The sequence below is a fragment of the Janthinobacterium rivuli genome (assembly GCF_029690045.1).
In the GTDB taxonomy this organism is placed as follows: Bacteria; Pseudomonadota; Gammaproteobacteria; order Burkholderiales; family Burkholderiaceae_D; genus Janthinobacterium; species Janthinobacterium rivuli.
The window spans coordinates 88597-112717 of the sequence record NZ_CP121464.1 but is presented as its reverse complement, the minus strand read 5'-3'; the positions used below and the strand labels follow the sequence as shown (position 1 = coordinate 112717).

Below are 24121 nucleotides of genomic sequence, written 5' to 3'. Positions count from 1 at the left end.
ATGATTTACATAATTTTGTAGACAAGCGCACATGATTGCGCGATCATCGCTGCCACATTGAAATATTGATTAAAAGCAAAAAACATTTCAATTGGTATATGCCGCCCATGCCGTAATGGTAAAAAGGGTAGCGGCAGGCGATGACACGGAGACGATGTGAAAATTCGGCGCATTTATGCGGGAGAACTGGCCCTCGGCGTGGCTTTGCCCTGGGACGTGCATGGCGAAACGGGCAGCTTGCTGGCCAGGCTGGGCCATGTCATCAGCAGCGAGAACCAGATCGCATTGCTGCTGGCGCGCGGCGTCATCGCCGATACCAGCGCCGACGTGCCGCGCACGGCCACGGAAGCGCCGTCGGCGCTGCGCATGCTGAACCTTGTCACGGCCGGCCTGGCCCTCGTCTTGCCGGCCATTGCCGCCGGGAAGGCGGACAGCCACCTGTCCCTCGCGCCGCTGGCGCAGCTGGTGGAAGAGGCCGTTGCGCTGGATGCCGACGTGGCGCTGGCCTGCATCCTGCACAACCAGGGCGCGGGCGACTTTGCCGTGCGCCACAGCGTCGACACGGCCGTCATCACGGCCTTGCTGGCGCGCGCCCTGAAGCTCGATGATGGCGTGATCCGCAGCGTGGTGCTGGCCGCGCTGAGCATGAATGTGGGCATGCTGGAACGCCATGCGGATTTTCAGCACAAGGCGGGGCCGCTGGACGCGCAGGAACGGGCCTATTTGCGCGCCCATCCGCAAGCCGGTGTCGACCTGCTGCGCGCGGCGGGCGTGACGGACGCCGTCTGGCTGCAGGCCGTGTTGCAGCACCATGAAAATATCGATGGCAGCGGTTATCCGCTGGGCACGCAAGGCGAGGCGATCGGCATCGGCGCCCGCCTGATCATGCTGGCCGACCGCTATTGCGCGCGCGTCTCGAAGCGCAGCTACCGCCAGCCCTTGCTGCCCAACGTGGCCCTGCGCGAAATGCTGATGGCCGACAAGGCCACCCTCGATGCGCCGCTGGCGTCGCTGCTGGTGCGCGAGCTGGGCATCTATCCGGTCGGCACCTTCGTCAAATTGCTGAATGGGGAAATCGGTGTCGTCACGCGCAAGGGCTTGAATGCCACCACGCCGCACGTGCAGTCGCTGATCGGTCCGCGTGGCGCGCGCCTGGACGTGCCGCTGCGGCGCGACACGCGCGTGGACTTGCATGCCATCCGCGAAGTGCTCAGTGCGGAGCAGGCGGGACTGCAGTTTCGCCCTGATCAGCTATGGGGCCGCAGCGCGCGAGCGTAATTTAGTTCAACAGACCCGCATCCAGCCGTCCTTCGACTGCCAGTTCGCGCATGATGCGCACGGTATCGATGTCGGATTCCTTGTAGGCGGAACGGCGGAAGTCGTCGTACAGGGCGTTGGCCGCATCGGTGGCCGCGTCGTGGCCGTCGTCGTACTGGAAGCGTACCCACATGCTCGCTTCATCGGGCATTTCGATGGTCATGATCAATGACGAGGCGCTGATGTCCTTTTGCGCCGGCACTTCGTAGCGCACCTGCAGTTGCGGCACCAGCACCACCCTGTCGTTGATGACCAGCTCGCCATAGCGCAGGCTGCGCGCGAAACCGGCATCGCTGCGCTCGCTGATCTGGCATTCATCGAGGTGCGGCACGAACAGCTTGGGCGACTCGGCGCGCAAGACGAGGCCGCGCCAGACTTGCTCCAGGCTCAAGGTGTCGATCAGCGGGTTCAAAGGATCGTTGATTTCAATCAGATGTTCAAATTTCATGGGACTGCCATTCGGTAAGGGGGCGCGCACGGGCGATATAGGCGGAATGGTACTCCAGGCGTGGCCGTGCCGCACGCATTGCATCGGTCAAGATGGCGGCATATGGCGATATATCAATGCCATTGCCTGTTTTTCAGGCATGGTCCGCCATGCAAATAGCCCACGCGACGCTGTTACAATGGGCTGCTGTTCCCTGCGGAAATACCCTGATGTCCAAAGCACCACAGTTCGGTCTGAATGCGCCCCAAAGCGAAGCGGTTACCTACCTCGACGGCCCTTGCCTGGTGCTGGCGGGCGCCGGTTCGGGCAAGACGCGCGTGATCACGCAAAAGATCGCCCATTTGATCGAAGACCGAGGCTACGACCCGCGCACCATCGCCGCGCTGACCTTCACCAACAAGGCGGCGCTGGAAATGCAGGAACGCATCGCCAAGCTGTTGAAACAGCCACGCCAGGCCAAGCAGTTGACGGTGTCGACCTTCCATTCGCTGGGCGTGAAAATCCTGCGCCAGGAAGCCAATGGCGTGGGCTTGAAAGACCGCTTTTCCATCATGGACAGCGATGACTGTTTTTCCCTCGTGCAAGATCTCGCCATTACCACCGATAAACAGGTCATTCGTGGCATCCAGAACGCCATGTCCCTGTGGAAAAATGGCTTGATCGACCCGGATATGGCCCTGGCGCAAGCCAAGGATGAAGATGAGGCCAACGCGGCGCGCATCTATCGCAGCTATGTGGCAACGCTGTCCGCCTACCAGGCCGTCGATTTCGACGATCTGATCCGCTTGCCCGTGGAATTGTTCCGCAACAACGGCCCCGTGCGCGACAAGTGGCAGCGCCGTTTGCGCTACCTGCTCGTCGATGAATACCAAGATACGAATACGTGCCAGTACGAACTGGTGAAATTGATGGTGACGGGCATTGGCAAGAAGCCGATGTTTACGGCCGTGGGCGACGACGATCAGGCAATCTATGCGTGGCGCGGCGCCACCGTGGAAAACCTGAAGACCCTGGAAACGGATTTCCCCGATCTGCGCGTCATCAAGCTGGAGCAGAATTACCGCTCCACCATGCGCGTGCTCAACGCGGCCAATGCCGTCATCGGCAACAACCCGAAGCTGTTTGAAAAGTCGCTGTGGTCGGAACATGGCCTGGGCGAGCCGATTAAGGTGCTGGGCATGCAGACGGACGAGCAGGAGGCGGAACAGGTCGCCATCATGATTTCGGCCGACCATTTTGAACGCAAGAACAAATTTTCCGATTACGCGATTCTGTACCGGGGTAATCACCAGGCGCGCATCATCGAGCAGTGTCTGCGCAAGGAACGCATCCCGTACACGATTTCGGGCGGCCAGAGTTTCTTCGACAAGGCCGAGATCAAGGACATCATCAGCTACCTGCGCCTGCTGGCCAATGAAGACGACGACCCGGCCTTCATTCGCGCCGTGACGACGCCGCGCCGTGGCGTGGGGCAGTCGACTTTGGAGGTGCTGGGCGCGTTTTCGGGGCAGTGGCAGTGCTCGCTGTTCCAGGCCGTGTTCAAAGGCGGCATCGAGGCCAAGCTGACGGACCGCCAGCTGGGGCCGCTGCGCGACTTCTGCAACTTCATCAACGACCTCGAATCGCGCGCCAGCCGTCCCGGTGCGGCCGGCAGCGGCGACAACGCGGCCGAAGTGCTGGACGACATGATGAAGGAAATCCACTACGAATCGTATCTGTACGATGCTTTCGAAGAACGCCAAGCGCAAAGCAAGTGGCAGAACGTGCTGGAATTCGTCAACTGGCTCAAGGAGCGGGGCCGGGGCGGCAAGGACCGCGACGGCGAAGAAAAGAACGTGCTGGAACTGACGCAGATGGTGGCCCTGATGACCATGCTCGAGGGCAAGGACGAAGAGCAGGATGCCGTGCGCATGTCGACCCTGCACGCGTCGAAAGGCCTGGAGTTTCCGCACGTGTTTCTGGTCGGCGTGGAAGAGGGCATCTTGCCGCACAAGGGCGATCCTGATGCGCCGGCCGAAACCATCGCCGCACGCATCCAGGAAGAGCGCCGGCTGATGTACGTGGGTATTACGCGGGCCCAGCGCACCTTGCACATCACCTGGTGCAAGAAGCGCAAGCGGGCCGGTGAGCAAGTCCATTGCGACCCGTCGCGCTTCATCAAGGAAATGGAACTCGACGTGGGCGACGCCGTGCCGACGGAGGCGGAAGTCATTTCGCCGAAAGAGCGTCTGGCGCGCATGAAAGCCTTGCTGGCCGCGCCGAAGGGCTAAGCGGCGTTCACGCTTCCACGGCGCCGTCGGGCGTGGTTTTCGGCACGATGGCCAGCTGCATGCCCAGCGCATCGAGCATCTTCAAAATGGTTTCGAAGCGCGGTTTGCTGCCTTCGCGCAAGGCTTTATAGGCGCCTTCACGCGTGATGTCGGCCCGGGCCGCCACCTTGCCCATGCCGTAGGCGCGCACCACGTCGTTCATGGCCGACTGGAACAGTTCGGCGTTGCCGGTGGCAACGATTTCGCTCATGTAGGCGGCCACGGTGGCCTTGCTGGTCAGATGTTGCGTTGGATCAAATTTGCTCAGGCCTAATGCTTCCAGATCGTCGAGGTCAAAGCCGTCAGCGTCAGTATGGTCGTTCATTTTTTTCGTGCTCCTGTCGATGGGCTTGCCGCTGCTTTTTGCTTCCGGATGGCCGCTTGTTGGGCCTTCAATGTTTTCAGAATTGCTTGCGCGTGCTTGATATCGCGTTGCTGGCTCGATTTGTCGCCACCGAGCAGCAGCAAGATCAGGGTGCCCAGATTCGTTTCGTGAAAATACACGCGCCAGCCGGGCCCCGTCTGTAAAAAGCGCAGCTCGCACACGCCTTCGCCCACTGGCCGCCAGTCGCCCTTTTTACCGTGCTGCAAATGCTTGATGCGCGCATCGATGGCGGCCGCCGCCACGTCGTGCAGCGAGTCTTCCCAGCGCCGGTATTCAGCCGTCTTGCGCGTGTCGATCAGGTCAGGCAAAGTGGATACGTCCATTGTAATCGTTTGTTCTCATTCGTCAAGCGGTTTGATTCAGCCATAAGGGAAGAATAGGCAGAAATCGCCGCCTGGCCGATGGGGAATGGATGAGGTTTGTGCTGGCTCACGCCGTGACGGCGGTAGAATGCCGCTTTCAGTCAGGAGTCACCGTGAGCACCATGGACAATGCAGAACAGATGGAAGTACGTTTCGTCGATATCGAAATCAAGCTGGCGCAGCAGGAAGACCTGGTCGAATCGCTGAACCAGATGGTGTACCAGCAGGGCAAGCGCATCGACCAGCTCGAAGCGATGCTGCACAAGCTGGGCGAACACGTGCGCGACGGGGCGCAGCAGGCGAATGGCGGACTGGTCAACGAACGTCCGCCGCATTATTGAATCGGCATTGGGGTGTCGGACGCATGAAAACCATTCATTACCCGGTCACCCGCTAAGGTCAGTCGTTGCGGGTGACGCAAGTATGTCAGGCTGTTATTATTTCAGGCTGGCCCGCGACACAATCGCGGCTCTCTTGCGTTCCTTGAAAGTAGACATGACCCGTCCAACAATGCTCGTCATCGCCGCCAGCCTGATGCTGGCGCCAGCCGCCGCCGCTTTTGCCGCCACCGCGGCCGCAGCGCTGCCTGCTTCGAACCCGTTTGCGCAGGCCAGCAGCCTGCCTTTTAACTATCCACCGTTCGACAAGGTGCAGGACGCGGACTACGCGCCCGCCTTTACGGCAGGCATGGCCGCCAACCTGGCGGAAATCAATGCGATTGCGAACAACAAGCAGCCAGCGACCTTCGACAACACCATCGTCGCCATGGAACGCTCGGGCCAGCTGCTGAGCCGCGTGCGCACCGTGTTTTCCGTGATGTCCGGCTCGAATACGAATGAGACGATCCAGGGCCTGGAACGCGAACTGGCGCCGAAAATGGCGGCCCACAGCGACGCGATCATGCTCAACGACAAACTCTTCAAGCGCATCGACAGCCTGTATGCCAAGCGCGACAAGCTGGGCCTCGATGCCGAATCGAAACGTCTGCTGGAACGTTACCACACGGACTTCGTGCGCGCCGGCGCCAAGCTGTCGGCAGCGGACAAGGAAAAGCTGCGCGCCTACAACGGCCAGCTGGCCGCCCTGTCGACCAAGTTCGCACAGAACGTGCTGAAGGAATTGAACGCGTCGGCCGTCGTTGTCGACACGCGCGAAGAACTGGATGGCCTGTCGCCTGCCGCCATCGAAGTGGCCGCCGGCCTGGCCAAGAAGCGCGGCCTCGATGGCAAATATGTGATCGCCCTCGTCAACACGACGGGCCAGGCGCCGCTGTCGCTGCTGACCAACCGCGCCGTGCGCGAACGCATCATGGCCGCTTCGCAAGCGCGCGGCAGCCGTGGCGGCGAGTTCGACAATACCCAGGAAGTGCTGGAGCTGGCGAAACTGCGCGCCGAACGCGCCGCGCTGATGGGCTACCCGAACTACGCGGCCTATTCGCTGGAAGACCAGACGGCGCACGACACCACCGCCGTGAACGCCCTGCTGGGCGAATTGGCGAAGCCGGCCGTCGTCAATGCGCGCCGTGAAGCGGACGATATCCAGAAGGTCATCGATGCGGGCAAAGGCGGCTTCAAGGTGGGCCCCGCCGACTGGGCCTTCTATAGCGACAAAGTGCGCGCCGAACGCTACAACTTCGACGAGACGCAACTCAAACCGTACTTTGAAATGCACAGCGTATTGACCAAGGGCGTGTTCTTTGCTGCCGGCAAGTTGTACGGTCTCACGTTCAAGCAGCGCACCGACTTGCCCGTCTACACGTCCGACATGCTGGTGTACGACGTTTTCAATGAAGACGGCACCCAACTGGCCATCTTTACGCTTGACCCTTACGCGCGCAGCAACAAGCGCGGCGGCGCCTGGGCGAATGCCTACGTGGGCCAGTCGACCTTGCTGAACCGCAAGCCGGTGATTGCGAATAACCTCAACATTCCAAAGCCGGAAGCGGGCCAGCCGACCCTGATGACGTTTGACGAAGTCAACACCATGTTCCACGAATTTGGCCATGCGCTGCACGGCATGTTTTCGAACGTGAAATATCCACGCTTCGCCGGCACCAGCGTGCCGCGCGACTTCGTCGAATACCCGTCGCAAGTCAATGAAATGTGGGCGCTGTGGCCGGAAGTGCTGCAAAACTACGCCAAGCACTATCAAACGGGCGCAGCCATCCCGGCCGAACTGCTGGCGAAAGTGACGGCGGCTGACAATTTCAACCAGGGCTATAAAACCACGGAATACCTGGCGTCGGCTCTGCTGGACCAGCGCTGGCACCAGCTGACCCCGGCGCAGATCCCGACCGACGTGCTGGCGTTTGAAAAAGCCGCCTTGACGGATGCCGGCGTCGATTTCGCCCCGGCGCCACCGCGCTACCGCACCACGTACTTCTCGCACGCGTTCGCGGGCGGTTACTCGGCCGGCTACTACGCCTATCTGTGGTCGGAAAAGCTCGACGCGGACACGGTCGAGTGGTTCAAGGAAAACGGCGGCCTGACGCGCAAGAACGGCGACTGGTTCCGCACTAAACTGCTGTCGCGCGGCGGCAGCGCCGATGCGCTCGACATCTACCGCAACTTCCGCGGCCGCGATGCGAAGATCGAGCCGCTGCTGCAACGCCGTGGCCTGAACGGCAAGTAAATCGTCTGATTCCGGCGTCAAAGCCGGGTGCATGAAAAAGGCTGCCAAGCGATTGGCAGCCTTTTTTATTTGGCGATGTTGATTGTAGACCGTGGTAAACCGCGCAGTTGGCGTGATGCACCACAGGATCACCCATGTTGGATGACGCCTGTGTGACAGACTGCTATGATCTGCCACTGGCCCGCGACGCGATCGCGGTTCTTCCCGCGCTTCCTGAAAGATGTCATGATCCGTCCACAACTGCTCGTCATCGCCGCCAGCGTCATGCTGGCCCACGCCGCCCCATCCGCCATGGCTGCCGCCACCGCAAAATCCGCGCCTGCCGCTGCCGTCAGCGCCCAGAACCCCCTGCTCAAAGTGAGCCCGCTGCCATTCCAGATGCCGCAGTTCGGCCTGATCAAGGATGAACACTATGCGCCCGCGTTTGCCGAAGGCATGAAACGCCAGTTGGCCGAAGTCAACGCGATTGCCAGCAACCGCCAGGCGCCCACGTTCGAGAACACCATCGTGGCCCTTGAGCGCACGGGGCAGTTGCTGCACCGCGTGAATAGCATCTTCAGCAACATGACCTCGACCAATACCAATGCCGTGCTGGAGGCGGTGGAAGTGGACGTGTCGCCGAAACTGGCCGCGCATGGCGATGCGATTACCCTCAATCCAAAACTGTTTATCCGCATCGACACCCTGTACGCCAAGCGCGACAAGCTGGGCCTCGATGCCGAATCCCTGCGCCTGCTGGAGCGCTACCACACGGACTTCGTGCGCGCCGGCGCCAAGCTGTCCGATGCGGACAAGGAAAAATTGAAAGCCTACAACGCCGAGCAGGCGGGCCTGGAAACGGCCTTCGCGCAAAACGTGCTGAAGGAAACGAATGCCAAGAGCATCGTCGTCGACACGCGTCTTGAGTTGGCCGGCATGACGGACAGCGATATCGACACGGCCGCCGCCGCCGCCAAGGAACGCGGCTTGACGGGCAAGTTCGTCATCGCCCTGGTGAACACCAGCGGCCAGCCGCCATTGGCCGTATTGACGGATCGCAAGACGCGCCAGCGCCTGATGGATGCGTCACTGAACCGCGGCAGCCAGGGCGGCGAGTTCGACAACCGCGCCATCGTGCTGAAACTGGCCAAACTGCGCGCCGAACGGGCCACCCTGCTCGGTTACGCCAACTACGCCGCGTATTCCCTGGAAGACCAGACGGCCAAGACCACGACGGCCGTCAACACCTTGCTGTCGGAACTGGCGAAACCAGCCGTCGCCAACGCGCGCCGCGAAGCGGCCGACCTGCAGCAAGTGGTCGATGCGGAAAAAGGCGGTTTCCAGGTGGCAGCGGCCGACTGGGCCATCTACACGGACAAGCTGCGCAAGCAACGTTTCAATTTCGATGAAAACGAACTGAAACCGTATCTGGAATTGAACAGCGTGCTGAACAACGGCGTGTTCTTTGCCGCGAATAAACTGTATGGCATCAGCTTCAAGGAGCGTAAGGACTTGCCGGTGTACAACCCGGACGTGCGCGTCTACGACGTGACGGACGCCAACGGCAAGCCGCTGGCCCTGTTCATCGCCGACTTCTATGCGCGCGGCAACAAGCATGGCGGCGCGTGGATGAATGAATACGTGTCGCAATCGTCTTTGATGGGCACGCATCCGGTGGTGGCCAACCAGTTGAATATTCCAAAGCCGCCCGTCGGCCAGCCGACGCTATTGACGTTCGATGAAGTGACGACCATGTTCCACGAATTCGGCCATGCGCTGCACGGCATGTTCTCGAACGTGAAATATCCGCGCTTTGCCGGCACCAGCGTGCCGAGCGACTTCGTCGAGTATCCATCGCAAGTCAATGAAATGTGGGCCGTCTGGCCGGAAGTGCTGCAAAACTACGCCAAGCACTACCAGAGCGGCGCGGCCATGCCGCAGGAATTGCTCGACAAGGTGACGGCGGCGAAGAAATTCAACCAGGGGTTCATGACGACGGAATACCTGTCGGCGGCCCTGCTGGACCAGCGCTGGCACCAGTTGGCGCCGAGCCAGATCCCGACGGACGTGCTGGCCTTTGAAGCGGCCTCGTTGAAAGACGCGGGCGTCGATTACGCGCCCGTGCCGCCGCGCTACCGCACCAGTTATTTCTCGCACAGCTTCTCGGGCGGCTATTCGGCGGCGTACTACGCTTACCTGTGGTCGGAAAAGCTGGACGCGGAATCGGTCAACTGGTTCAAGGAAAACGGCGGCCTGACGCGCAAGAATGGCGACTGGTTCCGTAATAAACTGCTGTCGCGCGGCGGCAGCGTCGATGCGCTGCAACTGTTCCGCGACTTCCGCGGCCGCGATGCCACCGTGGAACCATTGCTGGAACGCCGCGGCTTGAACGCCAAGTAAGACGTTCTCATCAGAAGCTTGCGTTGCGTTGACCTGGCGCACGCAAGCTTTCTGTGTCGGCGGCGTAGAATTGAGTAAGATGTAAACAAGAAGGCAGTCGAAAGAAAGAGTTTATGAGTCAGCAAGATTTGAATGGCATTACCCTGGAAGGTATCGTGACGCGCCTGCAAGCCCATTACGGCTGGGATGGCCTGGCCAAGCACATCGATATCAATTGCTTCATCAGCGATCCCAGCATCAAGTCGAGCCTGAAGTTTTTGCGCAAGACCCCGTGGGCCAGAAGCAAGGTGGAACAATTGTTCCTGGACACGCAATTTACCGACTGACAGGAAAAAACATGGATAGCAAACTCAAGGAATCGTTGCAACAGCTGCAATCGACCATCGCATCTGGCGATCCTGTGGATGAAGAAACGCATGGTTTGCTGCAAAAGCTCAATGGCGATATTCAGCAACTGCTGGAAAAGCGCGCCGCGCAGGAGCAGGAAGAAGAGTCGATCACCTATGGCCTGGCCGAGCGCAGCCAGGAATTGTCGGCCAAGTTTGCCGTCAAGCATCCGAAACTGGAGCCGGCGTTGCGGGAATTGGGTGAGATTTTAGCTAATATGGGGATCTGATGTAACCCAGGGAAAAGCTGGGGTCAGACCCCGGAAGGGTCTGACCCCAAGGGCATTTTTTCCTCAAGTGATTGAAAAATAAACGTTTTTTGTACTGAAATCCAACAGTAAAAAGCAGGCCGTCAGGTTGGAAATGGCCAATTCCGGTACAATCCGTACCCTATGAGCTCCCCTACCAATTTATTTGCGACCGTTCCCAAGCGGTCTGCCCGCGCTGCCGTGGCGCCTTTCCTGCCGATGTCGCGTGCCGAGATGGACGCGCTGGGCTGGGATCAGTGCGACGTCATCCTCGTCACGGGCGACGCCTACATCGACCATCCGAGTTTCGGCATGGCCCTCGTTGGTCGCCTGCTCGAAGCGCAAGGTTACCGCGTCGGCATCATCAGCCAGCCGGACTGGCTGTCGGCCGACGCGTTCCGCATCCTCGGCAAGCCGCGCCTGTACTACGGCATTACCGCCGGCAACATGGATTCCATGGTCAACCAGTACACGGCCGACCGCAAGATCCGCTCCGACGACGCTTACACGGCGAACGCGGAACCGAATAAACGCCCGGACCGCGCCGTCACCGTGTACGCCCAGCGCGCGCGCGAAGCATATCCCGACGTGCCCATCGTCATCGGCAGCATCGAAGCATCGTTGCGCCGCATCGCCCATTACGATTACTGGTCGGACAAGGTCCGCCGTTCCGTCTTGCCCGATTCCAAGGCCGATTTGCTGATCTTCGGCAATGCCGAGCGGGCGCTGGTCGACCTGACGCATCGCCTGGCCGCCGGCGAACACATCAAGGATATCCGCGACTTGCGCGGCACGGCCTTCATGGTGCCGTCCGGCTGGTTGCCTGGCGACGACTGGGGCGTGCACAATTCCACCCGCGTCGACGTGCCCGGCAAGGTCGATCCGCACTACAGCCCGTACGAGATGGTGCAGGAAGACAAGACCGCCTGCGCCACGGAAAATGCGTCGAAATCGGCCGAAGTCATCAAGCCGATCCGCATCATGAGCCGCGAAGAGCGTCTGGCCATGGCCAAGGAAAAGCACGACAAGACGGTCGTGCGCCTGCCCGCCTACGACGTCGTCAAGGATGACCCCGTCATGTATGCGCACGCCTCGCGCGTGTTCCACCTGGAATCGAATCCCGGCAATGCGCGCGCCATGGTGCAGGCGCACGGCGAACGCGACGTGTGGCTGAATCCGCCGCCGCTGCCGCTGGCCATGGACGAGATGGATGGCGTGTACGACATGAATTACGCGCGCGCGCCGCACCCGAGCTATGGCAAGGCGCATATTCCCGCCTGGGAAATGATCCGCTTTTCCGTCAACATCATGCGCGGCTGCTTCGGCGGCTGCACTTTCTGCTCGATCACGGAACACGAAGGCCGCATCATCCAGAGCCGCTCGGAACCGTCGATCTTGCGCGAGATCGAGCATATCCGCGATAAAACCAAAGGTTTTACGGGCACCATTTCCGATATGGGTGGCCCGACGGCGAATATGTACCGCCTCGCCTGCAAGGAAAAAGAGATCGAAGTGTCGTGCCGCCGCCTGTCCTGCGTGTACCCGTCCATCTGCGTGAACCTGGGCACGGACCACAGCAAGCTCATCTCGTTGTACCGCAAGGCGCGCGCCATTCCCGGCATCAAGAAAGTGCTGATCAGCTCAGGTCTGCGCTACGACCTGGCCGTACGTTCGCCCGAATACGTCAAGGAACTGGTGACGCACCACGTCGGCGGCCTCTTGAAAATTGCGCCCGAGCACACGGAAGAGGGGACTTTGTCGAAGATGATGAAGCCCGGCATCGGCGCGTATGACGAGTTCAAGGAAATGTTCGACCGTTTCTCGCTGGAAGCGGGCAAGAAGCAGTATCTGATCCCGTATTTCATCGCCGCCCATCCGGGCACGACGGATGTGGACATGCTGAACCTGGCCCTGTGGTTGAAGAAAAACAATTTCAAGCTGGACCAGGTGCAAACTTTCATGCCCACGCCGATGGCCATGGCGACGACCATGTATCACACGCGCAAGAATCCCTTGCGCAAGGTCACGGCGGATTCGGAAGTGGTGGAAACGGCGCGCAGCGGCAAGATCCGCCGCACGCATAAAGCCTTCCTGCGCTACCAAGATCCGGCCAACTGGCCGATCCTGCGCGAAGCGCTGGTCAACATGGGCCGTGGCGACTTGATCGGCAATGGCGACAAGCACTTGATACCCGCCTGGACCTCGTCCGAATCGGGCGGCCTGGCCGCAGGCGAACGCAGCCGCCAGACGCATGGCGCCGGCACGCCGGACAAGTTCAAGGTCACGCCGGGCAAGAACCGCATCGCCCTGGGCGGCACGGCCGCCGCGCCGAAGGCGACAGCCGTCGAATCGAAAGTGCGTCCATCGATCCTGTCGACCATCAAAACGAAGGCCAAGCCGGCCGCCGTGCCGATGGGCCGTGGCGGCAAGCCGCCAGCCAAGGGCGCGCATGCCGCACCGGCACGGGGCGGACGCAAGTAAGCCAGCGTCACTGTCCCCGGCATCGACTGAGAACCCGGCAACGCCTACAGCGTTGCCGGGTTTTTTGCCATCTGCGCACCAACTTGGGGCGCAGCACGCCATGCTGGCAGGATTTTTACTAATATTTAAAAATTGAATAGAGCAAAAGGCAATTTTCCCTTGTGGCAACTTGGTATTTGAAAATATACTCGTTGAACATTTAGCCGTACGCCAACAATACTGCCATTCTGGCAATCGCCAGCGTACGCGGCTCCCAGCGTTTAGATGAAAAGAGATGCCAATTGAAATGCCTTTCCTGCCAGGCCGAGAATAAGCCGGGCGCCAAATTCTGTTCTTCCTGCGGCACGACGTTTGCCGTTGCCACGACCGTTGCCGCGCCGGTGCCGGGAAAATCCTGTGGCCAGTGCGGCCATGACTGCAAGCCGGACGCCCGGTTCTGCCCCAAGTGCGCGTTCAGCTTTGCCGTGGCGCCGGTGGCGGCAGCGGTGCCGCCGCCATTGCCAGAGCCGGTCATCGCGCCGGAGATTGCGCCCGTCATTGAACCTGTCATTGAACCCGTGTCCTTGCCTGAGCCTGCCCCGGTACCGGTGGCGGAACCGGTCGCGCCACCTGCGCCACCGCCCGTGCTGGAAAAGCGCCGTGCCGATCCTGTCCCTGCGCCCACCCCTGCACGGGAACCAGAAGCCGCTCCCGCAGCAGTGACAGACAGCGTTCCCGACACGCCGGCTGACAGCCCACCGGCTGGCAAGCGCATGAAACTGATCGCCGCGGCCGTCGCAGCGGTGGTGCTGCTGGGCGGTGCGGGCGCTTACTATTTCTTGTCAGGCAAGCCGCCTGTCGCCGTGCCTGAACCGGAGCCAACCTTGGCAGTGCAGGAAGACCCTGCGCCGGCCGCCGAGCAGCCGCTGGCCATCGATGACGCTGCGCTCGATGGCGGCTCGGCGGGCGACCTTGCCGCGACACCTGCTGCCGAGCCTGAGCCTGAGCCAGCGGCAGCGCCTGCTCCGGCACCCGAGCCGGCTCCAGCAGCGGCCCCAGCCCCTGTCGTGGAAAAACCGGCCAAGCCCGTCAAGGTGACCCCGCCACCGGCGCCTGTCAAACAGACGACGGGCCTGGAAAGCGTGATCACGGACAGCCTGTCGGAAGCGAGCCACTGCATGAGCCAGCGCAAATACGACTGTGCCATTGCCAATGCGAATGCCGTGTTGCGCATGGACAAGGGCAACCGCCCTGCGCAGGACATCAAGCGCAAGGCGAAGGAAGCGCAGGACAAGGCGCTGTCGCAAATTCAGATCGAGTAAGCCGCAGCTTTCCGCCCATTCCTATTTTGATTCTTTCGGAGAATAACGTGAAAAACTTGAAACAAATGGCCAAGCCCCTGGTGGCGATGCTGGTCGTGTCGTCGATGCTGGCCGGCTGCGCCGCGCCGGGCGGCCCTGGCGCCACAGGCAATACCACCACCGCAGGCACGGAAGCGGCCAGTGGCGAATGCAATACGGCCATGCTGGCCGGCATCGGCGCCGTCGTGGGCGGCTTGCTGGGTGGCGGCAACAACACCGTGCGCGGCGCGGCCCTGGGCGCCAGCCTGGGCGCGCTCGCCTGCGTGGCCCTGAATTATCAAAGCCAGCAAGTCAAGACGGCGCAGCAGGTGCAGACGGACTACAAGGTGGCCAACAAGGGCAAGCTGCCCGAGCAGTCGACCCTGGTGAAATACGAGACGGGCTTTACGCCGTCCTCCGTGCGTCCGGGCCAGAAGGCGCAGACCAATTCGTACATCGAAGTGGCGGCCGGCACGCGCGATCCGAACCCGCTGGTGGAAGAGGAATTGAGCCTGTACAAGCCAAATGGCGACCTGATCAAAACCGTGCGCAAGGTGGTCAGCAGCAATAACGGCAGCGGCGCCTACAAGGGCGGCTTCTCGATTCCCATGCCTGAAGGCGTGCCGCAGGGCATTTACCCGGTACGCACGGCGCTGTACCTGAATAGCAAGCGCGTCGGCGGCCAGGACGTCAAGCTGCAGATCGTCCAGCGCCAGGCGCCCGCGAACGAGTTGCAACTGGCGCTCGCCTACTGACACAGCATGACCATGGGACGGCCAGGCAGGCCGTCCCCTCCCGATTCACCCCTTCCAGGCCAGACATGACCATTTCCACACAAACACATCAACCTCTTCCCTTTTCCTCCGCCGTGGGCTCGCTGATCGAAGCGACCGACGCCATCAGGAACTTTCGCGCGATTGCGCTGCTGGCCCTGACCTTCATCAGCGCCGTGCTCGTCGGTGGCGTGCTGACGATGCTTGCCGGCGGCATGAGCAGTCCGCTGCTGGTCTTTGTCGGTGGCCTGATGGCTTTCCTCGTGATGTTTTACGGCTCCAACGCCGTCGGCATCATGCTGATGCGCGATGCGCAAGGCCAGCCTGGCATGAGCCTGGTTGATGCCATGCTCGTTTCGCTGTACACGAGCCACCGCCTGATCGCGGTCGTCTTCCTTGAATTTTTAATCGTGCTGGCGGCCATGATCACCATCGCCATCATCTTGTTTGTCTGCAAGATTCCCGTGCTCGGCCCCGTGCTGTACACGGTCGTCTTCCCGCTGTCGGCCATCGTGCTGGGCGTGCTGGTGTTTGCGCTGTTCTACGTGATGCTGCCGCTGGCCGGCCCTGCCGCCTGGTCGGGCGCCACCATATTCCAGATCATTGCCCGCCTGAACCTGATCGTGCGCACCAAGCTGGTGTCCGTGATTCTGCTGGAAGTGCTGCTGTTCCTGATCACGACGTTTGTGGCGCTGCTGATCTTTGGCGTGGTCGGTACCGGCGTATCGCTGACCAGCGGCATGTCCGCAGGCATCCTGGGCCTGGGCGGCCAGATGAATATGTACACCCTGGCTTCGGGTTTGAATGGCGGTTCCGGCTACATCATCGCAGCGGGCCTGGGCGGCGGCTTGCTGCTGGCGGCCGCGGCCGTGGTACCTGGCCTGATCTTCACCAAGGGCGTGTGCATCATTTACCTGAACGCCACGCGCAATGTCGATTTCAGCGCCTCGGAAGCGAGCCTGAACGACGGCCTGGCCACGGTCAAGAAAAAAGCCGAGGAAGCGCGTGACCGTGCGCGCGCCCTGGCCGAGCAAGCTGCGGCACCGGCCACGCCAGCCGCTCCCGCTGCTTCGGCCGCTGCGCCGGCCGACAGCCTGCAATGCCCGAGCTGCAAGGCGCCGGTCGCGTCCGATGACGTGTTCTGCGGTGAATGCGCGCATAAACTCAAGTAAGGCACACCATGGCTCACTTCTGCACCAAATGCGGCACCGCCCATGCCCCCGGCGCGCGCTTCTGCGATGAATGCGGCAAGGCCGTCAACGCCGCACCGGCGCCCGCGTCCGCTCCTGTACCGGCATCCGCACCAGCCGCGACGCCGGCGCTGTCCGGCGTGAAGCGGCGCCACGTGGTGATCGCCGGCAGCGTGCTGGCGGTGGTCGTCGTGGCTGGCGGCGCCCTGGCGTGGCTGCTGAAGCCAGAGGCGGCCTCGGCCAGCAGTTTCAGCCGCGCCATCGATGCCCACCTGGCCGCTGACGAGGCGGTGCGCGACAAGCTGCTGTGCCTCACCAACTTGCCGTACCAGAAGGAAGAGATCCGCGTGGCGTCGTACGACAGTTCCACTCGGCAATGGCTGGATATCCTCGTGCGCAGCGGGTTGTACAACGCCCCCGTCGAACAAGGCAGCGGAGGCTGGGTTGCGCAATCGCAATTTGTCTACGCGCTGGCCGCGCCGGGCAAGGCGGCCTTGCGCGGCGACAAGCTGTGCGTGGCCAAGGGCGTGAAAGTGGCCAAGGTCAGCGGCTACGATCAGGTGCGCGACCTGGGCGCACAGCAAGTGGCGATGGCCAAGGCCACCCTGACGCTGACCGATGAGGCGGCGTGGTTCGCCAAGTCTGCGGATCGCGCACTGATCCTGCAGCGCTTGCCGGACGGTGACCTGCAAGTGCGACTGCCGATGGCGCTGGTCGACAAGCAATGGCAAGTCATCGACGAAACACAGATGAGCCAGGCGGCCATGACCGGTGTGATAGGCAAAGCGCCAGCCGCGCAGGGTGCGGGCATGCTGGACAAGCTGAAAAGCGTGTTCAGCTTTGGCGGCCACCCGGCGGTGGGGAAATGGCAGGCGGCGATGGGCAACGTCCTGGAATTTACCAGTGACAGCGTGATCAATAACGGCACCTCGACCAAGGCCACCTTCACCACCAAGGGCAATACCGTGACGATCGCGCCGGAAGGCGCGGGCGAAGCGGCCATGGATATTATCGTCAGCGACGATGGCAGCACGGCGCAGATCAGCATGGGCGGCGTGCGGGTAACGACCCTGCGGCGCGTGCGCGATTAAATCTGTCAGGCGGTGCAGCTTGCCGCCTGATCTGCTCCCCGAGCCCGGCCATGCCGGGCTTTTTTACGTCCGCAGGCAGCGGCGCGCACGCCCATTTATCTTGACATCAAGATAGTTCGCGTCCACACTGAGTTTTTATCTTAGTGTCGAGATAGTTGTATGGCTTCTTCTTCCGTCCGCCCCGCCTGGGGCGATATTCTGCTCACGGCGCTGGCGCCCCTGATCTGGGGTTCCACGTATATCGTCACGTCCGAACTGCTGCCGCCCGACCGGCCCTTCACGGCGGCCCTGATCCGCGTGCTGCCGGCCGGCTTGCTGTTGCTGCTGGTCATGCGGCGCCTGCCCGCGCGGCGTGACTGGATGCGCGTGCTGATCCTGTCCGCGTTGAATATCGGCGTATTCCAGGCGCTGCTGTTCGTCGCCGCCTACCGCTTGCCGGGCGGCCTGGCGGCCGTGGTGGGCGCCATCCAGCCGCTGCTGGTGATGGGCTTGGCCTGGGGCGTGGAAGGGCGCCGTCCGGCCCGCCTGGCCTTGGGGGCCAGCGTGCTGGGCGTGGCTGGCATGGGTGTTTTGTTGCTGTCGCCGCGCACCGTGTGGGAACCGGTCGGCATCGCCGCCGCGCTGGGTGGCACGGCCTGCATGGCGGCCGGCACCTATCTGACGCGGCGCTGGAAGCCGGACTTGCCCGTGCTGGCGCTGACGGGCTGGCAATTGCTGCTCGGCGGCCTGATGCTGGCGCCCGTCGCCTGGCTGGCTGACGCGCCCTTGCCTGCATTATCCCTGCAGCAAGTGCTGGCCTACGCCTACCTGTGCCTGGCCGGCGCCCTGCTGGCGTACGCCTTGTGGTTCCGCGGCATCGCCAGGCTGTCGCCCGTGGCCGTCTCTTCGTTGGGACTGCTCAGTCCCCTGATGGCCGTCGTGCTGGGCTGGGCCTTGCTGGGCCAGGCCATGACGGGCTGGTCGATGCTGGGCTTGCTGCTGGTGCTGGCCAGCGTGCTGGCCGTGCAATGGGCCAGCGCCCGTCCCGCAACAAAGTCCTGAATCCACGCATTTCCCCTCGCCAGGCTGATCGCATCAGCCTGGATGTTTCCCTCTGGACGCTGCCTTTTTGCTGCACCGCACATACAGTTTTGCTTGCACTGTAATAGGGCATTGAGGCACTATTCGCTTCGCGCAAACGTTTGCGCGCAACGAATTTCCTAAAAAGCATGCAGTACACGTGCTTGACCAACAACTCTGGAGACGCTCATGACATCCCGTATTCGCCTGAAAATGATTGCCGCCGCTGTCCTCGTGTGTGCCTTGCCCGCCGTGCCGGCGATGGCGCAGACACCTGCCAAACCGAAGGTCGCATTGGTGATGAAGTCGCTCGCCAATGAATTTTTCCTGACCATGGAAAATGGCGCCAAGGCGCATCAGAAGGCCAATGCCGCCAAGTACGACTTGCTGTCGAACGGCATCAAGGATGAAACGGATACGTCGAGCCAGATCAAGCTGGTCGAGCAAATGATCGTCTCGCGCGTCAACGCGCTGGTGATCGCCCCGGCTGACTCGAAAGCGCTGGTGCCGGTACTGAAGAAAGCCATCGACGCGGGCATCATCGTCGTCAATATCGACAACAAGCTCGACGAAGGCGCCCTGAAAGAGAAGGGTATTTCCGTACCGTTCGTCGGCCCGGACAACCGCAAGGGCGCCAAGGTCGTCGGCGACTTCCTGGCCAAGCAGATCAAGAAGGGCGATCCTGTCGGCATCATCGAAGGCGTCTCGACCACCTACAACGCGCAGCAGCGCACCCTGGGCTTCCAGGACGCCATGAACGCGGCCGGCGCCAAGGTCGTCAGCGTGCAGTCGGGCCAGTGGGAAATCGCTCCTGCCAACACGGTCGCGGCCGCCATGCTGAACGCCAATCCGAACATCAAGGCTTTGCTGTGCGGTAACGACAACATGGCCATCGGCGCCATTTCCGCCATCAAGGCGGCCGGCAAGACGGGCAAAGTGCTCGTCGTCGGCTACGACAACATCAACGCCATCAAGCCGATGCTGGCCGATGGCCGCGTGCTGGCTACCGCCGACCAGTTCGGTTCGCAGCAAGCCGTGTTCGGCATCGAGACCGTGCTGAAAGCGCTGGCGCAGAAGAAGAAACAGGCCGATCTGGGTGGCGTCATCGAAACCAAGGTCGAACTGGTCGCCAAGGGCGCCAAGTCCTGATCGTTTGATCCCGCCGGGGCCAGCGCCATCGCAACCTTGCTGGCGCCGGCCCCGCCGTCTTTTCCCGCGGAGTTTTATCATGCCCATCGACATCCCCCCGGCGCCATCAGCCGCCACCCCTCTATTGACCCTGGATAACATCGGCAAATCCTATGTCGGCCCCGTGCTGGGCGGCGTGGGCCTGCGCTTCGCCCCTGGCCAGGTGCTGGCGCTGACGGGCGAGAACGGCGCGGGCAAGAGTACCTTGTCGAAGATCATCTGCGGCCTGGAGCAAGCCACCACGGGCACGATGCTGCTCGACGGCAAGCCCTACCAGCCCGCCTCGCGCGGCGCCGCCGAGGCGCTGGGTATCCGCATGGTGATGCAGGAACTCAATTTGATTCCCACCCTGTCGATCGCGGAAAACCTGTACCTGAAAAACCTGCCGCAGCGCTTCGGCTTCATCGACCGTACGCGCCTCGAACGCGATGCGCGCGAACAGATGGAAAAAGTGGGCCTGGGCGGTCTCGACCCGTGGACCCTCGTGGGCGAACTGGGCATCGGCCACCAGCAAATGATCGAGATCGCGCGCAATTTGATCGGCGCCTGCCGCCTGTTGGTGTTAGATGAGCCGACGGCCATGCTGACGCACCGCGAAGTGGAATTGCTGTTCCTGCAAATCGAGCGCCTGAAAGCCGAAGGCGTGTGCATCATCTATATTTCCCACCGCCTGGAAGAACTCAAGCGCGTGGCCGACCGCATCGCCGTGCTGCGCGATGGCCAGCTCGTCTGCGATGACGATATCGCGGGCCATTCCGCCGCCGACCTGGTCAGCCTGATGGTGGGCCGTTCGGCCGACGACGCGGTGGACCTGAGCGGTCGCACCATCGGCGCGCCATTGCTGCGCGTGCGGGGATTGGCGCGCGGCAAGGTCGTCAACTCGACTTCGTTTGACTTGCGCGCCGGCGAAATCCTCGGCATCGCCGGCCTGATCGGCTCTGGCCGCACGGAATTGCTGCGCCTGATCTTCGGCGCCGACCGTGCCGATGCCGGTGACGTGTTCCTTGGCGACAGCGAAACGCCGGCCGCTCTGACCTCGCCGCAGGCAGCGGTAAAGGCCGGCATCGCCATGATCACGGAAGACCGCAAGGGACAAGGCTTGTTGTTGCGCCAGTCCATCGCCGTCAACACGACCCTGGCTGCGCTCGACACGGTCAGTGGCGCGGGCTGGCTCAACGACGCGTCCGAAGCGTCGGTGGCCGACGATTATATTCAACGCCTGGGCATCCGTTCGCGCAACAGCGCGCAAACGGTGGCTGAATTGTCCGGCGGTAACCAGCAAAAAGTGGTGATCGCCCGCTGGCTGTACCGCGACTGCCCCGTGATGCTGTTTGACGAGCCTACGCGCGGCATCGATATCGGCGCCAAGTTTGATATTTATCAGGTGCTGGCCGAACAGGCGCGCCAGGGCAAGGGCCTCGTCATCGTATCGAGCGACTTGCGCGAACTGATGCTGATCTGCGACCGCATCGCCGTCATGAGCGCGGGCAGCATCGTCGACACCTTCGAGCGCGGCGCCTGGAGCCAGGACGCGCTGCTGTCGGCCGCCTTCTCCGGCTATTTGACCCCCACTTCCACTCCAGCTGCGGCCTGATCCGCCGGAAAGATTCCCATGACCACTACCTCTTCCCCATCGTATCTGCAGCGCAGCCTGGCCGACCTGAAAAACTATGCGGGCCTGATCGGCGCCCTGGTCGCCATGTGCGTGCTGTTCTCGTTTGCCAGCGAAAACTTTTTCACGCTCGCCACCCTCAGCACCCTGTCGAACAACATCCCGACCCTCGTCGTGATGGCCGTTGGCATGACCTTTGTCCTGATCATCGGCGGCATCGATTTATCGGTCGGTTCCGTGATGGCGCTGGCCGCGTCCGTGCTGTCGCTGGCCGTCGTGCACTGGGGCTGGCCCGTGTGGAGCGCGGCCCTGCTGGGCATGTTCGTTGCCGCCCTGTGCGGTGCCACGACGGGCCTCATTTCCGTCGGCTGGCGCATTCCCTCGTTCATCGTCTCCCTGGGCGTGCTGGAAATGGCGCGCGGCATGGCGTATCAGGTGACGAACTCGCGCACGGAATACATCGGCAGCGCCGTTGACGGCATCAGCTCGCCGATCGCCTTCGGCCTGTCGCCCGCCTTCATCGCCTCGATCGCCATCGTCGTCATCGGCCACCTGGTGCTCACGCGCACGGTGCTGGGACGCCACTGGATCGGCATCGGCACGAATGAAGAAGCCGTGCGTTTGTCCGGCATCAATACAAAACCATCGAAAGTGCTGGTGTTTGCCTTGATGGGTTTTCTCGCCGGCGTGGGCGCGCTGTTCCAGGTCTCGCGCTTGGAAGCGGCCGACCCGAACGGCGGCGTGGGCATGGAATTGCAAGTGATCGCCGCCGTCGTGATCGGCGGCACGAGCCTGATGGGCGGACGCGGTTCCGTCATCAGCACGTTTATTGGCGTATTGATCATTTCCGTGCTGGAAGCGGGCCTGGCGCAAGTGGGCGTGTCCGAACCCGTGAAACGCATCGTCACGGGCCTGGTGATCGTCGCGGCCGTGGTGCTCGATACCTACCGCCGCCGCGGTGAACGTTCATAATACTGGCCCATGGCAACCATCAAACAAGTGGCGCAGGCGGCGGGGGTGTCGTTTACCACCGTGTCGCACGTCCTCAACAATACCCGCCCCGTCAGCGACGAGGCGCGCCGCGCCGTGCTGGCGGCGGCGGAGGCACTGCATTACGTGCCCAGCGCGCTGGCGCGTTCCTTGCGCAGCCGCAGCACGGGCACCATTGGCCTGATCATTCCGAATAATACGAATCCGTATTTTTCGGAAGTGGCGCGCGGCATCGAAGACAGTTGCTACGCGGCCGGTTACAGCGTCATTTTGTGCAATTCCGATGACGACCCCGTCAAGCAGCGCGACTATTTAAATGTGCTCTTGACCAAGCGCTGCGACGGCCTGATTTTGTCCGCGCTGGCCGACAGCGATGGCGAATTGCTGCGCAAGATGAAGGTACCGGCCGTACTGCTCGACCGCGCGCCCAGCGACCTGTCCATCGATGCCGTGGCCGTCGACAACCGCGCCGGTGGTGCGCTGGCCGCGCGCCATCTGCTGGGGCTGGGACGCCGGCGCCTCGCCTGCATCGCCGGCCCGCGCGAAGTGAGCATTTCCAATGACCGCATCGCTGGCGTGCGCAGCGCCATGGCGGAGGCGGGTCTGGCCCTGGCCGATACCCTGTGCGTGCATAGCGATTTTACGAGCGCGGGCGGCTATGCGGCCGCGCTGGACTTGCTGGCGCTGCCGCCAGGCCAGCGCCCGGACGCCTTGTTCTGCTGCAATGACTTGATGGCCTTTGGCGCCCTGCGCGCCGCCGCCGAGCGCGGCATTGCCGTGCCCGGTGAACTGGCCGTTGTCGGCTTCGACGATATCGACCTGGCCAGCTTCGTGCATCCGGCCTTGACCAGCGTGGCGCAAAATACGCGCGAGCTGGGCCACATCACGGCCGCCTGCCTGCTGGCGCGCATCGCCGACCCCGCCTTGCCGCGCCAGCAGCGCAGCATCGCACCCGAGCTGCACGTGCGCGGCTCCAGTGTCGCCGCAGTGCCTGCTTCTGTACCTACTTCTTTACCTGCAACTGAACTGATGGGAATGACATCATGATCGTGGTTATCGGCAGCATCAATATGGACCTGGTCTTGCGCGTGCCGCGCATGCCCCTCCCCGGCGAAACCCTGACGGGCGGCGCTTTCCGTACGATTCCTGGCGGCAAGGGCGCCAACCAGGCCGTGGCTTGCGCGCGCTTGAGCGGCAAGGTGGCGGGCGCCCAGCAAGTGGCCATGGTCGGCTGCGTGGGCGACGATGCGTTTGGCGCGACCTTGCGCGCGGCGCTGGTGGGCGACGGCATCATCGACAGCCACATCACCACCTTGCCGGGCGTGGCCTCGGGCATCGCTTCCATCCTGGTCGATGACAATGGCCAGAACAGCATCGTCATCGCCGGCGGCGCCAACGATCTGCTCAGCCCCGCGCACATTGACGCGGCAAAAGAGCTGATCGAACAGGCCGACATCGTCGTGCTGCAGCTGGAAACGCCGATGGCCACCGTCGTGCATGCGATCAAACTGGCCCGTTCGCTGGGCAAGACCGTGGTGCTCAATCCCGCTCCGGCGGCCGGCTTGCCGGCAGGCGTGCTGGAACTGGTCGACTACCTGATTCCGAATGAAATCGAAGCGGCCATGCTGGCCGGCGTCAGCCCGGAAGGCGCGGACGCCAAGGCGCTGGCCGCCGCGCTGCAAAAGCTGGGCAGCGACAACGTCATCATCACCTTGGGTTCCAAGGGCGTGCACGCGGCCCTGTATGGCGGCGATTACACCTTCCCGGCCGAGGTGGTGCAAGCCGTCGACACGACGGCCGCCGGCGACACCTTCATTGGCGGCTTTGTGGCGGGCCTGGCATCCGGCATGGACGAGGCGGAAGCGATCGGCCAAGGTCAGCGCGCGGCCGCCTGGAGCGTCACCAAGCCCGGCGCGCAAACCTCGATTCCCCACTTGCACGAGCTGTTCTGAA

General features: G+C 62.4%; 21 protein-coding genes and 1 pseudogene. 19 read left to right on the top strand and 3 right to left on the bottom strand.

What is annotated here, in order from left to right; genetic code table 11:
* The first annotated feature begins 156 nt into the window (after positions 1–156).
* Positions 157–1278 (top strand): HD-GYP domain-containing protein, encoded by a 1122-nt coding sequence (locus P9875_RS00480; protein ID WP_278317314.1) that lies wholly within the window; start codon positions 157–159, stop codon positions 1276–1278.
* 1 nt (position 1279) lies between these two features.
* Here P9875_RS00480 and P9875_RS00475 read toward each other — a convergent pair whose 3' ends face one another.
* Complete coding sequence (locus P9875_RS00475) at positions 1280–1765, bottom strand: SRPBCC family protein (RefSeq protein ID WP_278317313.1); 486 nt, start codon at positions 1763–1765, stop codon at positions 1280–1282.
* 209 nt (positions 1766–1974) lie between these two features.
* On the opposite strand from P9875_RS00475, the gene P9875_RS00470 reads away from it, so the two are divergent.
* A complete protein-coding gene (locus P9875_RS00470) occupies positions 1975–4035 on the top strand; it encodes a UvrD-helicase domain-containing protein (protein ID WP_051991465.1) in 2061 nt (686 codons plus the stop codon).
* Between the two features lie 7 nt (positions 4036–4042).
* On the opposite strand, the gene P9875_RS00465 is transcribed toward P9875_RS00470, so the two are convergent.
* Complete coding sequence (locus P9875_RS00465; RefSeq protein ID WP_099403745.1) at positions 4043–4399, bottom strand: addiction module antidote protein; 357 nt, start codon at positions 4397–4399, stop codon at positions 4043–4045.
* On the bottom strand, positions 4396–4782 hold the full coding sequence (locus P9875_RS00460) for a type II toxin-antitoxin system RelE/ParE family toxin (protein ID WP_255206200.1): 387 nt from the start codon (positions 4780–4782) through the stop codon (positions 4396–4398). Before P9875_RS00460 ends, P9875_RS00465 begins: the two co-directional genes overlap by 4 nt.
* Before the next feature lie 161 nt (positions 4783–4943).
* Here P9875_RS00460 and P9875_RS00455 point away from each other — a divergent pair, with 161 nt between their 5' ends.
* From P9875_RS00455 to rbsK, 17 genes and pseudogenes are all read left to right on the top strand, one after another.
* Positions 4944–5162 (top strand): SlyX family protein, encoded by a 219-nt coding sequence (locus tag P9875_RS00455; RefSeq protein ID WP_034753936.1) that lies wholly within the window; start codon positions 4944–4946, stop codon positions 5160–5162.
* A 154-nt stretch (positions 5163–5316) separates the two neighbouring features.
* On the top strand, positions 5317–7452 hold the full coding sequence (locus P9875_RS00450) for a M3 family metallopeptidase (protein WP_278317312.1): 2136 nt from the start codon (positions 5317–5319) through the stop codon (positions 7450–7452).
* Positions 7453–7677: 225 nt separating this feature from the next.
* The gene (locus P9875_RS00445; protein WP_278317311.1) at positions 7678–9831 is read left to right on the top strand and encodes a M3 family metallopeptidase; all 2154 of its coding nucleotides are present in this window, start codon (positions 7678–7680) and stop codon (positions 9829–9831) included.
* Positions 9832–9944: 113 nt separating this feature from the next.
* Positions 9945–10157, top strand: coding sequence for a VF530 family DNA-binding protein (locus P9875_RS00440; RefSeq protein WP_034753881.1), 213 nt, complete (start codon positions 9945–9947; stop codon positions 10155–10157).
* An 11-nt stretch (positions 10158–10168) separates the two neighbouring features.
* Positions 10169–10447 (top strand): DUF4404 family protein, encoded by a 279-nt coding sequence (locus tag P9875_RS00435; protein WP_035823070.1) that lies wholly within the window; start codon positions 10169–10171, stop codon positions 10445–10447.
* A 237-nt stretch (positions 10448–10684) separates the two neighbouring features.
* A complete protein-coding gene (locus P9875_RS00430) occupies positions 10685–12946 on the top strand; it encodes a YgiQ family radical SAM protein (RefSeq protein ID WP_278318887.1) in 2262 nt (753 codons plus the stop codon).
* 281 nt (positions 12947–13227) lie between these two features.
* Positions 13228–13335 (top strand): annotated as a pseudogene (locus P9875_RS28715) (zinc-ribbon domain-containing protein); the annotation flags it as partial.
* A gap of 363 nt (positions 13336–13698) precedes the next feature.
* Entirely contained in the window at positions 13699–14247 is a 549-nt protein-coding gene (locus P9875_RS00420; RefSeq protein WP_278317309.1) for a hypothetical protein, read from the top strand.
* Between the two features lie 47 nt (positions 14248–14294).
* The gene (locus P9875_RS00415; RefSeq protein ID WP_152598803.1) at positions 14295–15020 is read left to right on the top strand and encodes a hypothetical protein; all 726 of its coding nucleotides are present in this window, start codon (positions 14295–14297) and stop codon (positions 15018–15020) included.
* 65 nt (positions 15021–15085) lie between these two features.
* Positions 15086–16210 carry a zinc ribbon domain-containing protein gene (locus tag P9875_RS00410; protein WP_225243862.1) on the top strand — a complete coding sequence of 375 codons (1125 nt, stop codon included), beginning with the start codon at positions 15086–15088 and terminating at the stop codon, positions 16208–16210.
* An 8-nt stretch (positions 16211–16218) separates the two neighbouring features.
* A complete protein-coding gene (locus tag P9875_RS00405) occupies positions 16219–17319 on the top strand; it encodes a zinc ribbon domain-containing protein (protein ID WP_278317308.1) in 1101 nt (366 codons plus the stop codon).
* A 159-nt stretch (positions 17320–17478) separates the two neighbouring features.
* Entirely contained in the window at positions 17479–18360 is an 882-nt protein-coding gene (locus P9875_RS00400; protein WP_278317307.1) for an EamA family transporter, read from the top strand.
* Between the two features lie 207 nt (positions 18361–18567).
* Positions 18568–19527: a sugar ABC transporter substrate-binding protein gene (locus P9875_RS00395; RefSeq protein WP_176388832.1), complete on the top strand. Its 960-nt coding sequence runs from the start codon at positions 18568–18570 to the stop codon at positions 19525–19527.
* A gap of 79 nt (positions 19528–19606) precedes the next feature.
* Complete coding sequence (locus tag P9875_RS00390; protein ID WP_278317306.1) at positions 19607–21160, top strand: sugar ABC transporter ATP-binding protein; 1554 nt, start codon at positions 19607–19609, stop codon at positions 21158–21160.
* Positions 21161–21178: 18 nt separating this feature from the next.
* Positions 21179–22150: an ABC transporter permease gene (locus P9875_RS00385; protein ID WP_035823046.1), complete on the top strand. Its 972-nt coding sequence runs from the start codon at positions 21179–21181 to the stop codon at positions 22148–22150.
* Positions 22151–22159: 9 nt separating this feature from the next.
* Positions 22160–23215, top strand: coding sequence for a LacI family DNA-binding transcriptional regulator (locus P9875_RS00380; RefSeq protein ID WP_099403753.1), 1056 nt, complete (start codon positions 22160–22162; stop codon positions 23213–23215).
* Positions 23212–24120 carry a ribokinase gene (gene rbsK, locus P9875_RS00375; RefSeq protein WP_099403754.1) on the top strand — a complete coding sequence of 303 codons (909 nt, stop codon included), beginning with the start codon at positions 23212–23214 and terminating at the stop codon, positions 24118–24120. The genes P9875_RS00380 and rbsK overlap by 4 nt, the downstream gene beginning before the upstream one ends.
* Position 24121: the final 1 nt, after the last annotated feature.